General features: G+C 61.6%; 12 protein-coding genes. 9 read left to right on the forward strand and 3 right to left on the reverse strand.

The annotated features are described in order from the left end of the window. Window positions 1-81 precede the first annotated feature (81 nt). Both ACMG4M_RS14320 and ACMG4M_RS14325 read left to right on the forward strand, forming a co-directional pair. Window positions 82-354, forward strand: coding sequence for an Arc family DNA-binding protein (locus ACMG4M_RS14320; RefSeq protein ID WP_035244938.1), 273 nt, complete (start codon window positions 82-84; stop codon window positions 352-354). 125 nt (window positions 355-479) lie between these two features. After that, window positions 480-1,709: a GGDEF domain-containing protein gene (locus ACMG4M_RS14325; RefSeq protein WP_035244939.1), complete on the forward strand. Its 1,230-nt coding sequence runs from the start codon at window positions 480-482 to the stop codon at window positions 1,707-1,709. A 153-nt stretch (window positions 1,710-1,862) separates the two neighbouring features. Here ACMG4M_RS14325 and ACMG4M_RS14330 read toward each other — a convergent pair whose 3' ends face one another. Both ACMG4M_RS14330 and ACMG4M_RS14335 read right to left on the reverse strand, forming a co-directional pair. Then, window positions 1,863-2,675, reverse strand: coding sequence for a M23 family metallopeptidase (locus tag ACMG4M_RS14330; protein ID WP_273008874.1), 813 nt, complete (start codon window positions 2,673-2,675; stop codon window positions 1,863-1,865). 238 nt (window positions 2,676-2,913) lie between these two features. After that, the gene (locus tag ACMG4M_RS14335; protein WP_414430268.1) at window positions 2,914-4,485 is read right to left on the reverse strand and encodes an HD domain-containing phosphohydrolase; all 1,572 of its coding nucleotides are present in this window, start codon (window positions 4,483-4,485) and stop codon (window positions 2,914-2,916) included. A gap of 204 nt (window positions 4,486-4,689) precedes the next feature. Between ACMG4M_RS14335 and thrS the strand changes: the two genes are divergently transcribed. The 3 genes from thrS to cysS all read left to right on the forward strand — a co-directional run bounded on the left by thrS (window position 4,690) and on the right by cysS (window position 8,519). After that, window positions 4,690-6,606, forward strand: a complete 1,917-nt coding sequence (thrS, locus tag ACMG4M_RS14340; RefSeq protein WP_035244941.1) for a threonine--tRNA ligase — start codon at window positions 4,690-4,692, stop codon at window positions 6,604-6,606. A gap of 105 nt (window positions 6,607-6,711) precedes the next feature. Continuing rightward, window positions 6,712-7,140, forward strand: a complete 429-nt coding sequence (gene hisI, locus ACMG4M_RS14345) for a phosphoribosyl-AMP cyclohydrolase (RefSeq protein ID WP_035244942.1) — start codon at window positions 6,712-6,714, stop codon at window positions 7,138-7,140. Continuing rightward, window positions 7,137-8,519: a cysteine--tRNA ligase gene (cysS, locus tag ACMG4M_RS14350; RefSeq protein WP_414430269.1), complete on the forward strand. Its 1,383-nt coding sequence runs from the start codon at window positions 7,137-7,139 to the stop codon at window positions 8,517-8,519. Before hisI ends, cysS begins: the two co-directional genes overlap by 4 nt. A 208-nt stretch (window positions 8,520-8,727) precedes the next feature. On the opposite strand, the gene ACMG4M_RS14355 is transcribed toward cysS, so the two are convergent. Next, window positions 8,728-9,387, reverse strand: coding sequence for a hypothetical protein (locus tag ACMG4M_RS14355; protein WP_414430270.1), 660 nt, complete (start codon window positions 9,385-9,387; stop codon window positions 8,728-8,730). A 280-nt stretch (window positions 9,388-9,667) separates the two neighbouring features. Here ACMG4M_RS14355 and yidD point away from each other — a divergent pair, with 280 nt between their 5' ends. From yidD to ACMG4M_RS14375, 4 genes are all read left to right on the forward strand, one after another. Further along, window positions 9,668-9,922 carry a membrane protein insertion efficiency factor YidD gene (gene yidD, locus ACMG4M_RS14360; protein ID WP_414431140.1) on the forward strand — a complete coding sequence of 85 codons (255 nt, stop codon included), beginning with the start codon at window positions 9,668-9,670 and terminating at the stop codon, window positions 9,920-9,922. Beyond that, window positions 9,919-10,224, forward strand: coding sequence for a hypothetical protein (locus ACMG4M_RS14365; protein ID WP_414430271.1), 306 nt, complete (start codon window positions 9,919-9,921; stop codon window positions 10,222-10,224). Before yidD ends, ACMG4M_RS14365 begins: the two co-directional genes overlap by 4 nt. A gap of 146 nt (window positions 10,225-10,370) precedes the next feature. Next, entirely contained in the window at window positions 10,371-12,437 is a 2,067-nt protein-coding gene (locus ACMG4M_RS14370) for a TonB-dependent receptor domain-containing protein (RefSeq protein WP_414430272.1), read from the forward strand. Window positions 12,438-12,515: 78 nt separating this feature from the next. Next, window positions 12,516-13,886 (forward strand): hypothetical protein, encoded by a 1,371-nt coding sequence (locus ACMG4M_RS14375; protein ID WP_414430273.1) that lies wholly within the window; start codon window positions 12,516-12,518, stop codon window positions 13,884-13,886. Window positions 13,887-13,989: the final 103 nt, after the last annotated feature.

Consider the following 13,989-nt stretch of genomic DNA (forward strand, 5'->3'; position numbering starts at 1 on the left):
CGACTGAAGAAAATGTTCTGTGGCGGCAAAGGCTTACGTCAGGCGCCGCGGTGAAGTCACGGATTCAGGTCAGAGGTTACTATGACAAGCAGCGCAACCACGCGAGCCGAGAAGTTCGTGGTTCGATTTCCCAATGGCATGCGTGGCGAAGTGGCGCAAGCCGCCGGCCTGAGCCATCGCAGCATGAATGCGGAGATCATTGCCCGCTTGCAGCACAGTCTCAGCAATTGGCCAGCTACTTTGCCCCATGGCGAAACAGCAATTCCTGACGGCAACGAGGAAGCGTACCTGCTGGAACGCTTCCGGCGCCTGCCAGCGGGGAAACAACAGGCACTTCTGGCCCTGCTGGACTGAGCACTAACGACCTTCTGTCCATACAATATGCCGTTGGCGGCCTGTGATTTTTTTCAATAACGGGCATACTCTATGATGAAACATGGCCGCCATCGACTCACGGACAGAAAGGAGCCTTACCGGCCGTGACAGCTCCCCAGAACCAAAATCCACTTCCCACTGGCAATGACATCAGCTTGCCGTGGCATCTGCGTCTGCCCAAGCCGCTGGAAAAAGATTTTCGCCTGTATTTTCTGGCCAGCGTGTCGAAGGTGGCACCCTGGGCGCTGGGACTGGTCTCCATTCTGATCGCCACCGCCATGCTGATCGAATCCTGGATCGGCACGGATGTGATCACCAATTCCTGGCGTCCCCGGCTGTTCACCCTGATGCTGGCCGGCGGCTGCGTTATCCTCGCCCGCACACTCCAGTGGCGGGAGTGGCTTCACCCGGCCACGCTGGCACTGGCCTTCGCCATCGCCCTGACCGGCAATTATCTGGGCGTGCATGTTGAACACCCGCTCTCCTATACCTTTTTCCTGCACACCCCGATGTCGATCATCATGATCTGCATTCTGGTTCGTGTGCCGTTCTATTCCGCACTGCTCAGCTCCACGGTGATGATCGGCGCCATGGTCGCCACGCTGATCGCCAACCCGGAACGAACCCCCTTCGAGGCCACCACCCTGACCATGGTGACTCTGGCCTTTGCCAGCATGAGCCTGTTTGGCCAGTACGTGTATGAGCGGTTGTTGCGCCAGCACTTCCTTTCCGAGCACGTGCTTTACCAACACCGCAACGAGCTGCACTCCGCCAACCTGGTGCTGGAAAACCAGGCCACCGTGGATGGCCTCACCGGCTGCATCAACCGGCGCGGCATGGAGTCCCGGCTCAATCACCTGTTCCATCTGCACAAGCAGGGAAACCCGGATGCACCGGAACGTATCAGCCTGCTGCTGTTCGATATCGATTTTTTCAAACAGTACAACGATACCTACGGCCACCCGGCCGGGGATGAATGCCTCAAGAAAATATCCAACGTCCCCCTTTCCATGGTGCAGGCGGACACCGATTTTGTGGCGCGCTATGGCGGCGAGGAATTTGTCATCGTTCTCACTGACTCCAGCTTCAACGATGCCCTGGTGTTTGCCGAACGGATGCGTAACCGGGTAGAGCAACTGGGTCTGCCCCACAGCGGCTCCCGGGTCAGCCAGGTGGTCACCATCAGCGTCGGAGTCTCCTGCTCCGACCACGGCGCCAGCAACAGTGCCGAATTGCTCAAACAGGCCGACGAAGCCCTCTATCAGGCCAAGGGTGCCGGGCGTAATCGGGTGGCGCTGATGAACAGTCAGGGGTTGGTGGAGATGTTGAGTTAGTTGATAATTGAGAATGGATAATTGATAACGCCGCGGACAAGACCGGTTCGTTTTTAAACGCAAGAGGCCGCGCCCGGAATATGGGCGCGGCCTCTTGCGTTTAAAATTGCAGTAACACCGATCGCGCAGTTATCAATCATCCATTTTCAATTATCAATTCATCGGCGGCACCACCGTCACCGGATCCAGCTTCACCTCAAACCAGTTCAATCGCCAATCCAGGTGCGGACCGGTAGCGCGGCCGGAGGCGCCGACTTTGGCCACCGGCTCGCCCTGCTTCACGGTCTGCCCTTTTTCCACCAGTACCTCGCTGAGGTGAATCATGGTGGAGGACACGCCATAGCCGTGATCCATGATCAGGGTGCCACCGGAATAATAGTTATCCCCCTGCACCAGTGTCACCACCGCATCTGCCGGCGCTACAACAACCGTGCCGGTAGGCCGGGCCACATCCACGCCGAAGTGCGGACGGCCGGGTTTCCCGTTATAGACCCGCTGGCTGCCATAAACACCACTGATGCGCCCGGTAAGCGGCCACTGAAAATCACTGAGGAAGGCCAGCAGGGCAGAGTCGGTATCCCGCGCCGTTTTAATCTCGGCCACCTCGCGACGAATCCGCTTGAGCACCGCTTCCGGCGGCGGCTCCACGGTACGCTTGGGCACCCCTTCAATCCGCTGGATGTCATAGTCCCGCTTGCTGAGGGTCACGGGTACCTGTTGGGTTTCGCCCTGCTTTTCCAGCACCAGGCTCTGCTGCAGCGCCGCATCACGGCCAAACCCGACAGCAAAAAAACCGTCACCGGTAACTCGCACCACCCTGTCATCCAGTTTGACGGCCACCCCCGGCGCCACCTGGCCACGCAGCAAGGCCCCCTGGGTACGCTCCCCTTCCAGGGACAATAGCCAGTCGCTGGCCATCACATTATCCGCCAGCAGCACGAGCAAACCTACAACAATTCGCAACATCGAATACCTCGAAACGGTTACCGGGATCAGAGGAGAACCGGCGCTGAATATATACGGAGAACCTGTCTGGGGATTCATTGGAAGGATCTGTCGAGTGCTGAAATCCCTGATCGCCCTGCGGTCGATTTCCGCGCAAGCGCGGTTCGCCATGCAAGCATAGCTCCTACAGCGGCTTCGTAGAAACACCGGGCCCGGGAACTTTCCAACCTACCAGTATCCAGCGAGCGCGGCTCGTAGCTCAGAGAAAAGCGCTGCCATCCTCAACATCCAGCTGCACCGGATCCAGATGTTTCTCGGCGTACTGGCGCCACACCCGGGAGCGGATGAACAGACGATAAAGATCCGGGTCCAGGTGATCGTTGTCGCGCATGCGTTGCAAGATGCCAAGGGCTTCGCTGAGTTTCAGTGGCGTCTTGTAGGGGCGCTCCTTGGCGGTAAGGGCCTCGAACACATCAGCGATGGCCATGATCCGCGCCGGAATCGACATCTGGTCGCGGGTCAGCCCCAGCGGAAAGCCGGTGCCATCCATTTTTTCATGATGGCCGCCAGCATATTCCGGCACCTGGCGCAGCTTGGGCGGGAACGGCAACGAGCCAAGCATGTCCAGGGTCACATCCATGTGGCCGTTGATGATTTGCCGTTCTTCTGGAGTCAGGGTGCCGCGAGGAATGCACAGGTTGTAGACCTCGTCGTCGGTGAGCAGGGGCTTTTTCTGACCCCAGGCATCGGTCCAGCGCCGCGCGGCGATATCACGCACCCGTTGCTGATCCACCTCAGCCATGGCCTCACCGCCCCGGTTGATCCGCTCCAGAAACGCCAGCTCTTCCTTCAGCTGGCCGATTTCCGCTTCCATGCGTTCCCGGCTGGCAGGCTCGTCAGCGGGATCAAGCAGACAGGCCTTTTCGTAACGAAACTGGATCTCTGCACGCAGGGCGGCAAAGCGGCTGGCCACCTCATCGATGCGATCATGGAGGGTGTGCAGTTTGGTGGACTTGTCCAGTACCGAGTCCGGGGTAGCCAGCTTGCCGCAATCGTGCAGCCAGGCCGCCACGTGCAACTCGTACCAGCCATCCTCATCCAGGGAAAAATCCGCAAAATCCGAATTATCCTCACAGGCCGCCTGGGCCAGCATCTCGGTGATCACCGGCACCCGCTGACAGTGGGCACTGGTGTGCGGGCTCTTCGCATCAATGGCCTGGGCCAGCACCTTGATAAAGGCATCCAGCAGTTCCTTGAGTTCCTGCACCTGGCTCAGGTTGCTGAGGGCAATGCCCGCATAGGTGAGCAGGGACTGGAAGATCAGGTCGCTGTGCTTGCCCAGCCGGTGCAAACGGGCCGGTAGCGCGCGGTTATAGGCCAGCTGCAGCACACCGATGACCACCCCTTCGTGGTTCCGCAGGGGCCACAGCCGCAACCCGCCGGCATCCGGGGCCAGCGCATCCAGTAAGTGCCGATCCTCCTCGCTGAGGCCGTTCTCCGACAGGTCCACCGCCAGCGGCTTACCGTCTTCGTAACACTGCTCGGGCAACCCTCGTTTGCGCGCCATGGGGCAGAACAGGCTGGCCTCCTCGTGCAGGAAAGCATCACCGGAACGGCGGCACAGGCAGCTCAGCCCCGGTTCGGGCTTACCATCTGCATACAGCCATACCCAGCCGGTATCGGCCTCACACAGATACAGGGCCTCATCCAGCAACACCTGCAGCAGGCGCGGTACGTCCCGCTGCTCGCTGAGATGCTGCGCCACCCGCAGCAACCGCGGCATCAGGTTTTCATCCGTCACCGGTGTGGTATCGGGCAAAGAGGAATTCATGAGCAATCCAGCTCCCAATGATCATCCGTAACAAAATCGTGTATTTACCCAGCAAGCATAGGCTGAGCCAGGATTTCAGGCAAAACAGGCCGCCATACGTCTATTTCCCTCCGACCGGCGCATATACCGCCGGTTCCGGTTGAAGCTCTGGTCTGGATTGCCTACCATCTGCCGGTTCCGAGCCAATCTGGATTCCTACCTCTCATGAGTGTCAGCTATCAACTGCCCGACGGGGCAACCATGGCGTTTGATCAGCCGGCGTCCGCCCTGGACATCGCCGAGCGTATCAGCAAAAAACTCGCCAAACAGGCACTTGCCGCCAAAGTGGACGGCAAGTTGATCGATGTTTACCTGCCCATCGACGATGGCGCCACGGTGGAAATCATCACCCGCGACACTGATGACGGACTCGATCTGATCCGCCACGATGCTGCCCATGTGATGGCAGAAGCCGTGCAGGAGCTGTTTCCGGGAACCCAGGTCACCATTGGCCCGACCATCGAAAACGGCTTTTACTACGACTTCTATCGGGAGGATTCTTTCACCCCGGAAGACCTCAAATCCATCGAAAAACGCATGATGGAAATCGTACGTCGCAACGAGTCTATACGGCGTGAAATCTGGGATCGGGACGAAGCCGTCAGCTTCTTCCTCAAAGAAGGCGAGGAATTCAAGGCGGAGATCATCCGTGACCTGCCCGCCGACCAGGAAGTGAGCCTCTACCGCCAGGGCGATTTCATCGACCTGTGCCGTGGCCCACACCTGCCCAGCACCAGCAAGCTGGGCGACGGCTTCAAGTTGATGAAGGTGGCCGGCGCCTACTGGCGCGGCGATGCCAGCAAGGCTCAGCTTCAGCGTATCTACGGCACCGCCTGGCGCGACAAGAAAGAACTCAACGCCTACCTCAAACAGCTTGAGGAAGCGGAAAAGCGCGACCACCGCAAACTGGCCAAGGAAATGGGCCTGTTCCATATCCAGCAGGAAGCGGTGGGCAGCATGTTCTGGCACCCGAAAGGCTGGCGCATGCGCAAGAACCTGGAAAACTACATCCGCGGCAAGATGGAAAAAGGCGGCTACCAGGAAGTGGCCACCCCGCAGATGATGGACCGCATCCTCTGGGAAAAGTCCGGTCACTGGGACAAGTACGGCGACGACATGTTCACCGTCTGCACCCACGATCACCGGGAAATGGCGGTCAAGCCCATGAACTGCCCGGGCCACGTGCAGATCTTCAATCAGGGCATCAAGAGCTACCGGGACCTGCCCATTCGCCTGGGCGAGTTCACCACCCTGTTCCGTAACGAAGCTCACGGCGCCCTGCACGGCCTGATGCGCGCCCGCTCCTTCAGTCAGGATGATGCCCACATCTTCTGTACCGAAGGGCAGATCAACGAAGAAACCGCCGCTTTCATCACCATGCTGCGTGAGGTCTACAAGGACTTCGGCTTCGAAAGCTTCCGCATCAAGTTCTCTGACCGCCCGGAAAAACGCGCCGGTGCCGACGAGACCTGGGACAAGGCCGAAGGCGCTTTGCGCGAAGCGGTGGAATCCCTGGGGCTGGAATGCGAATTGAACCCGGGTGAAGGGGCCTTCTACGGCCCGAAACTGGAATTTGTCCTGCGCGACGCCATTGGCCGTGACTGGCAGTGCGGCACCCTGCAGGTGGACTTCGTGCTGCCCGAGCGCCTGGATGCGGAATACGTGGCCGAAGACGGCTCTCGCCAGCGTCCGGTGATGCTGCACCGTGCGGTGCTGGGTTCTCTGGAGCGCTTCCTGGGCATCCTGATCGAATCCACCGCCGGCCACCTGCCCCTATGGCTGGCACCGGTGCCGGTGGCCGTTTGCACAATCACCAATGCGGCGGATGACTACGCCCGCAGCGTGAAGGAAAGACTGGAAGCGGCCGGCATCCCGGCGGAGCTGGACCTGCGTAACGAAAAGATCGGCTTCAAGGTGCGCGAGCATTCCCGCGCCAAGGTGCCGCAGATCTGGGTCATTGGTGAAAAGGAAGCGGAAGAGCAACAGGTCGCCCTGCGCCGCCTGGGTTCCCAGGCCACCGACACGGTAAGCCTGGACGCCGCCGTCACCGCCCTGGCCAACGCCACCCGCCTGCCGATCTGAAGCCACGAAACACCGTTGGAGCCTTGCTCGCAAGGCGAATAGAGGGTTACCCCTTCGCTTTGCAAGCAAAGCTCCAACGGCAGCATTCAGCCCCCGGAGGCGTTCATGTTCAAAGACAACGAACAACAGCCCGAAGGCTTTCAGGTGCCACTACAAGAGGCCCTGGACAACCTGAAGCTCACCGACGACGGCCTGATCGCCGCCATCGCCCAGCAGCATGACACCGGCGAAGTGCTGATGATGGCGTGGATGAACCGGGAAGCCCTTGAGGAAACCCTTGCCACCGGCCGGGTCTGCTACTTTTCCCGCTCCCGGAAAAAACTCTGGCGCAAAGGCGAGTCCTCCGGCCAGGTGCAGATGCTGAAAGAACTGCGCATCGACTGCGACGCCGACACCGTGCTGGTAAAAGTGGACCAGACCGGCCCCGCCTGCCACACCGGCCGCCGCGACTGCTTCTACTGGAAAGCCGACGCCAACAACGTGACCATCGACAAGACGCCGATCATCGATCCGAAAGAGCTTTATAAAAAATGACTCTCAAGCTGCACAACACCCTCACCGGGCAGAAGGACGACTTCATTCCGCTGGATCCCAACCGCATCACCCTCTACGTGTGCGGCCCCACGGTCTATAACTTCGTCCATATCGGCAACGCCCGCCCGGTGGTGGTCTTTGATGTGCTGTACCGGCTGCTGCAACGGCTCTACCCGGAAGTGGTCTACGCCCGCAACATCACCGATATTGATGACAAGATCATCAAGGCTGCGGCGGAAAACAGCGAAGACATCGGCGTGCTCACTGAGCGCTTCACCGCCGCCTTCGCCGAGGACATGGCGTCTCTGAACGCGAAAACCCCGAACATCATTCCCAAGGCCACCGACCATATCAGCGAGATGATCGCCATGATCGAGACCCTGGTGGAAAAGGGCCACGCCTACGAGGCCGACGGCCAGGTGCTGTTCGCGGTGGAATCCATGCCCGACTACGGCAAGCTTTCCGGTCGCAAACTGGAAGACATGCTCGCCGGTGCCCGGGTGGAAGTGGCCGACTACAAGCGCCACCCCGGCGATTTCATCCTCTGGAAGCCGTCCACCGACGAGCAACCGGGCTGGGAGTCTCCCTGGGGCCGTGGCCGCCCAGGCTGGCACATCGAGTGCTCCGCCATGATTCACAAACACCTGGGTGACGTGATCGACATCCACGGCGGCGGCCAGGACCTGATTTTCCCGCACCACGAGAACGAGATTGCTCAGGGCTGCTGCGCCCACGGCACCGATTACGTGCGCTACTGGATGCACAACGGCTACATCAATATCGACGGCGAGAAGATGTCCAAGTCCCTGGGCAACTTCCGTCTGGTCCGCGATCTGCTTACCCAGTACCACGGCGAAATCCTGCGCTTTGCCCTGCTTTCCAGCCACTACCGCTCGCCGCTGAACTTCTCCGCGGACGTGCTGGATAACGCGGAGAAAGGCCTGGATACCCTCTACTACGCCCTGCTCGGTCGCGGCGAAACCGTAGCGCCGGCAGCGGATTACCAACTGCCGGACAACCACCCGGTGCTGGAAGCCCTCAAGGATGACCTGAACACCTCGGAAGCGGTCAGCGCCCTGCACGCCATCGCCGGCGAACTGAACAAGGCCGAGCAGGCCGACAAACCGGCCCTGAAAGCCGAACTGCTGGCCGCCGCCGACCTGCTCGGCCTGCTCACGGTCGAGCCCACCGCCTGGTTCCAGAACAAGAACGTGAGTGAAGACGGCCTCAGCAACGAAGAGATCGACACCCTGGTCGCCGAGCGCACCCAGGCCAAGAAAGACAAGAACTTCGCCCGCGCCGACGAGATCCGCCAGCAACTCACCGACGCCGGCATCCAGCTGGAAGACACCCGCGAAGGCACCCGCTGGAGTCGCTAACCCCCTGTAGGAGCCATGCTCGCATGGCGAACCTGCTAGCGATAACGGCCAATCACCAAAAGGCCATAGCGGCAAGCTTCAAGCTGCAACGCGATAGAAAGTTGTCATGACCTGAAACGCAAGAGGCCGCACCCAAACCCTGGGCGCGGCCTCTTGCGTTCAACAACCCATAATCCTGCATCGCCTCTAGCAGCTAGAGGCTAGAAGCTCAAAGCTTCAATCCCTCCATCCCCGGCAGTTCCGGCAAATCCCCCCGCGTCGCTTGCGCAAACCGCGGCTTCTCCAACTGCTCCTTCAATCCCTCCAGGGTCACCAGTGGCGCCTTGGTGGAGACCAGGTTGGCCAGCCACACCGGCACATTGCCACCCGGGTCCACGAAGGTCTCGAATTTCACCCGTACCCAGCCGTCCGCCAGCGGGGTAATCACGAACTGGTTATCCAGAGCCGGAATACGGACAAAGCCCTGCTGCTTGTCCTTGAAGCCCTCGGCGTTCTCGCTGTGCAGGTGAATCTCGCCATCGGCGGTCTGAGTCAGCGTATTGGCCAGCACCACGTCCCGGTCCGCCACCGGCCAGATACCATTGAAACGCATGTGGATACGCTCTTTTTCCTTGATGCTGAGCCGGTCCGCCCCCTGGCTCTGGAAGATCCATTCCTCAAAGGTATCCACCGCCGTAATCACCGCCAGTACCGAGGTAGCACTGGTCTGCAACTCCACAACGCCCTTGAAGGCCTTCACCGGGCTGTCAGACACCTCGCGCACATAGGTCCTAACCTCACCCCGCTGCGCGCCCTCGTGGTTCAGTTCCCAATCCGCAGCCCAGGCAGGGGCCGCCAGCATTAACAACGCCACAACAACAGCTTTCACAACAACACTCCTCAATCATGTCCGTGGCGCAGTATGCACCGCGCTTGCCGCCAGACAAGGCCCCTCCCGCAAATTGGCACAACCGGCCAACGCGTCCCGTAGGAGCCCATGCTTGCATGGCGAACCACCCCACCGGTTCGCCATGCAAGCATAGCTCCTACAGGGACAGAATCAGCCCGCCCCCGCATCAAGGTGGCATCCGCCACCAAATTAGCCGTATCATGCCCCGTTGAGTTGACACTACACAGGTCTTGATACCGTGAAATCGCTTCTGCTCGGCATGCTCTGGTTGTACCAGAAGCTGCTGAGCCCCTGGATCGGCAACCAATGCCGCTTCTACCCCACCTGCTCGGAATATGCCCGGCAGGCGGTGGAAGTCCATGGCAGCCTGCGCGGCAGCGCGCTGGCAGCGAAGCGCCTGTGCAAGTGTCACCCCTGGCACCCCGGCGGTTTTGACTATGTGCCGGGCACCGAGCCCGGCGAGGAACAGCACCGCTGCTGCGACCACAGCGCCCCGGGGGAGAACGCATCATGATGCGCGCCCGCCACGGCCTGTCGCTGTCATTGATTCTGGCGCTGTTCTGCGCCCAGCTGCTGCTTGCCTGGCATGCGCCCGCGCACATTGATGCCCAGCCCCACGATCCGCACAAGGAACTGCTGGCCGCTGCCGATTGCCAGGTCTGTACCCACGGCCAGGGCATGCTCGCCCTGCCCAGCCACTATGTCCACGTGGTTTCCCAGCACGCCGAACCGGCCCCGGCCCCCGTGGCTGCCCCGGTACGACGCACCCTTGAACGCCTTTCCCACCCCCCGCGCGGCCCACCCGCCTCTGCTTGACACCGTTTGTTCAATCCGACAGCCACCGCACGGTTCACCGTGATGGTCGGCCGTGCATAACGCTGTCGGACACCCGTTCCGGACCACGACACCAGGACCCTTGAATCCACCGTCGTGGCCGCTCAAACGTGAAGACAGAGGTTTCTATGAATTCTCGACGCCACACCCTGGCCGGGTGCGTCGCCGTGGCGCTGGCAGTATCGCTGGCCCCAACGGTCGTTCAGGCCGACGACACTGCACCCTCCAACAGCAATGAACTGGAAGCGGTGAACGTGTCCGCCCTGCCCCTGGGCAGCGGCAGCCCCAGCACCCCCTACTCGGTGATGGACCAGCAAACCCTCACCCAGAAAAACGCTGCCACCCTGGGCGAGACCCTGAACAACCAGCCCGGCGTGCACAGCGATACCTTCGGTGGCGGCGCCAGCCGGCCGGTCATTCGTGGCCAGAGCGGCCCGCGCGTGGGTGTACTCAACGACGGCTCCGCAGTGCTGGATGCCTCCAGCATTTCCCCGGACCACACCGTCACTGTGGACCCCATGCTGGCCCGCCAGATCGAGGTCCTGCGCGGCCCGTCTACCCTGCTTTATGGCAGCGGCGCCAGTGGCGGCGTGGTCAATGTACTGGACAGCCGCATCCCCACCGAACGCCCCCGTGAGGAGGTGGAAGGCTTCGTCGGCGTACGCGCCAACACCGTGGCCGATGCAAACGCCACCGCCGCCGGCATCACCTTCTCTGCCACAGACCATCTGGTGTTCCGCGTGGAGGGCAGCCGCCGCGACGCCGATGACTACGAAGTGGACGGTTTCGACCGCCTAACCGTGCCCGGCACCTTCGCCGAAAGCGACAACAGCAGCATCGGTGCCTCCTGGATCGGTGATCAGGGCTTCTTCGGCATGGCCTACAGCTACCGCCGCGATAACTACGGCCTCCCTGGGCACAACCATGAATTCGAGGAATGCGGTGTCAGCCGCGGTAGACTGGACTGCCCGGACGAAGAGCACGACCACGAGCACGGCGAAAAAGTGACTCCCTTTGTGGACCTGGCCAGCCGTCGGGTGGACGCCCGCGGTGAATACCGCAACCCCATGGACGGCATCACCGCCATCCGCTTTCGTGGCAACCACACCGAATACCGCCACCATGAAATCGAGGAAGGCGAAATCGGCACCACCTTTCGCAACCGCGGCGGCGATGCCCGGCTGGAAGTGGAGCACGCTCCCATCGGCAACTGGCGGGGTGTGGTCGGCATGCAGTACACCGACTTTGACTTCAGCTCCATGGGGGGTGAAGCCTTCGTGCCAAAAACCGAAAGCCGCTCCATGGCGTTGTTCGCCGTGGAAGAGTACCGGCTCAACGATCAATGGCGTTTCGAGCTGGGGGCCCGCCAGGAGCACCAGCGACTGCGCCCCGAAGATCGTCCCGGTGAAGCGCTACCGGATCTGAAGCAGGACAGCACCTCCCTGTCCGCCGCCGCCAACTGGGCCTTTGTGCCGGGCTATGAACTGGTGCTTTCCCTGGGCCACTCCGAGCGCGCTCCCAGCGCCCAGGAACTGTATGCCGAAGGCGTACATCTGGCCACCAACACCTACGAGTGCGGCCTGTTCAGCGCCTGTGGTGGCGGCCAGCGGGATCTGGACGACGAAATCAGCCTCAACGCCAACCTGAACCTGCGCAAGACGCAGGGCGACTGGCTGTTTGACCTGGGCGTGTTCGAGAACCGCATCAACAACTATCTCTATGCCCGCACCCTGGACCAGATCGAAGACTTTCGCCTGATCAAGTACAGCCAGCGCGACGCCACCTTCACCGGTGCCGAAGCCTCGGTGAGCTACTACGGCATCGACCCCATCGGCATTACCGTGTTCGGCGACATGGTGCGCGCCACCTTCGATGACGGCGGCTACCTGCCACGCATCCCCGCCAAGCGACTGGGTACCCGGCTCAACACCTACGTGGGGCATTTCGATGCCGAGCTGGAGTATTACCGCAGCTTCGCCCAAGACCAGATCGCCGGTTTCGAGGACCGTACCGCAGCCTATGACATGGCCAACGTCACCGTCAGCTACCGACTACGCGGCGACCAGCGCTACACCTTCTACGTGCGCGGCAACAACCTGCTCGGCGAGGAAGTATTCAACCACTCCTCCTTCCTGGCCAGCACCGTGCCGGAACCGGGTCGCAATCTGACCGTGGGTACCCGTATCGAGTTTTAACGCCTTGATCGTTCAGTGAAAACGACTCACCCCGGCGCCTTTACTCCGCCGGGGTCGCGAACCGAATTGGAGAACACCATGCAACGCTTCAAACACGCAGCCAAGCGGGGCCCGGCCCTGCTTATCTGGATGCTGGCCGCCCTGCTACTGGCCGGCTGTGAAAACGAAACCGGCAGCACCCCGCTGGGCGGCGGCGAAGACGACGCCCATGACCACGAAGAACATGGCGATCATCCGGGCCGTCTGGCCATCCTGTCCCGCGACGGGGCCGGCGATCAGCTGTACGCCTACGACCTGGAAGAACAGGCCCAGCTACCCGGCAGCCTGGCTCTGAACCACGCCCCCAGCGCCCTCTACACCAGCCCCGGCAAACGCTTCGTGCTGGCCATGCAGCGCAACGCCAACCAGGTGCAGATCATCGACGGCGGCCTCTACCGCCACGACGACCACGTGGATGAAGTGGCCCCCCACCTGGTCGGCACCCTCACCGGCCCGCGCCCGACCCACTACCGGGTTCACGGTGAGCAAGCCGCCCTGTTCTACGACGGCGACGCCGGCAGCGCACTGATGGCGCAGGTGCAAGTACTCACTGACCACTCCCTGGAAAGCGCCAGCATGGAGGCCGACCATACCTTCGCCAGCGCCCACCACGGTGTGGCCGAACCCCGTGGGGAAATCGTGCTGGCCACCCATCGCACCGCCGCCAGCGGCCTGCCGGAAAAAGTGGACATCCTCCACCAGCACGGCGACCACTACCACGGCGAAGGCACCATCAGCCTGGATTGCCCGGACCTGCACGGTGCTGGCTCCAACGAGGAATACTCCGTATTCGGCTGCAGTGACGGCATCCTCATCGTCCACCAGGATGGTGAAACCTTCACCGCCCAGCACGTGGATAACGCCACCCTGGGCATGGCCGCCGGCGAGCGGGTCGGCAGCTTCGACAGCCATCACGAACTGCCCCAGTTCGTGGCCTACGCAGACGACCGCATCCTCATCATCCACCCGGACCATGGCGACGCGGAAGAACTGGACTGGACCGAAGGCGCCGCCGTCAGCCTGGACAACCATGCCCTGGACAGCCACGGCGAGCATCTGATCCTGCTGGATGACAGCGGCGACCTGCGCATCGTCGACACCGCCGACTGGAGCGAACACGCCCACGTGGAAAACGCCATCAACCCGGAAACCGCCGCCCCGCCGGCCAGCGGCCACGGCAGCCGCGTTTCCATGGCCGTCGGCGGCGAACCCGCCCAGGTGTTCCTGTCCCACGCCGACAGCCAGTCCATCATTGTCGTCGACGTGGAAACCGGCGCCCTCGCCACCCCGCTCAACCTCACCTTCACCCCGGGCCAACTCACCTGGGTAGGCCTGAGCAGCGAAGAGGGCGACCATGAACACGAGGAAGACGACCACGATCATGACGATGAGCATGATCACGACCACTAACCCTTAACCCGACACATCAACCTCTCTGGAGGGTCCCCTCTCCCGCTTGCGGGGCTACGGCGGATAAAGCAAAGCACTGCTTTGGCCGCCGTAGCACCCTTCG

The organism is Alcanivorax sp. IL3, assembly GCF_047495465.1.
In the GTDB taxonomy this organism is placed as follows: domain Bacteria; phylum Pseudomonadota; class Gammaproteobacteria; order Pseudomonadales; family Alcanivoracaceae; genus Alcanivorax; species Alcanivorax jadensis.

Bases quoted from the DNA above. Each gene is read 5' to 3' on its own strand.
- ACMG4M_RS14335 (WP_414430268.1), bottom strand. From the start codon at position 4,485: ATGAATTCCTCTTTGCCCGATACCACACCGGTGACGGATGAAAACCTG.
- ACMG4M_RS14330 (WP_273008874.1), bottom strand. From the start codon at position 2,675: ATGTTGCGAATTGTTGTAGGTTTGCTCGTGCTGCTGGCGGATAATGTG.
- cysS (WP_414430269.1), top strand. From the start codon at position 7,137: ATGACTCTCAAGCTGCACAACACCCTCACCGGGCAGAAGGACGACTTC.
- ACMG4M_RS14375 (WP_414430273.1), top strand. From the start codon at position 12,516: ATGCAACGCTTCAAACACGCAGCCAAGCGGGGCCCGGCCCTGCTTATC.
- ACMG4M_RS14320 (WP_035244938.1), top strand. From the start codon at position 82: ATGACAAGCAGCGCAACCACGCGAGCCGAGAAGTTCGTGGTTCGATTT.
- thrS (WP_035244941.1), top strand. From the start codon at position 4,690: ATGAGTGTCAGCTATCAACTGCCCGACGGGGCAACCATGGCGTTTGAT.
- hisI (WP_035244942.1), top strand. From the start codon at position 6,712: ATGTTCAAAGACAACGAACAACAGCCCGAAGGCTTTCAGGTGCCACTA.
- ACMG4M_RS14370 (WP_414430272.1), top strand. From the start codon at position 10,371: ATGAATTCTCGACGCCACACCCTGGCCGGGTGCGTCGCCGTGGCGCTG.
- yidD (WP_414431140.1), top strand. From the start codon at position 9,668: ATGCTCTGGTTGTACCAGAAGCTGCTGAGCCCCTGGATCGGCAACCAA.
- ACMG4M_RS14365 (WP_414430271.1), top strand. From the start codon at position 9,919: ATGATGCGCGCCCGCCACGGCCTGTCGCTGTCATTGATTCTGGCGCTG.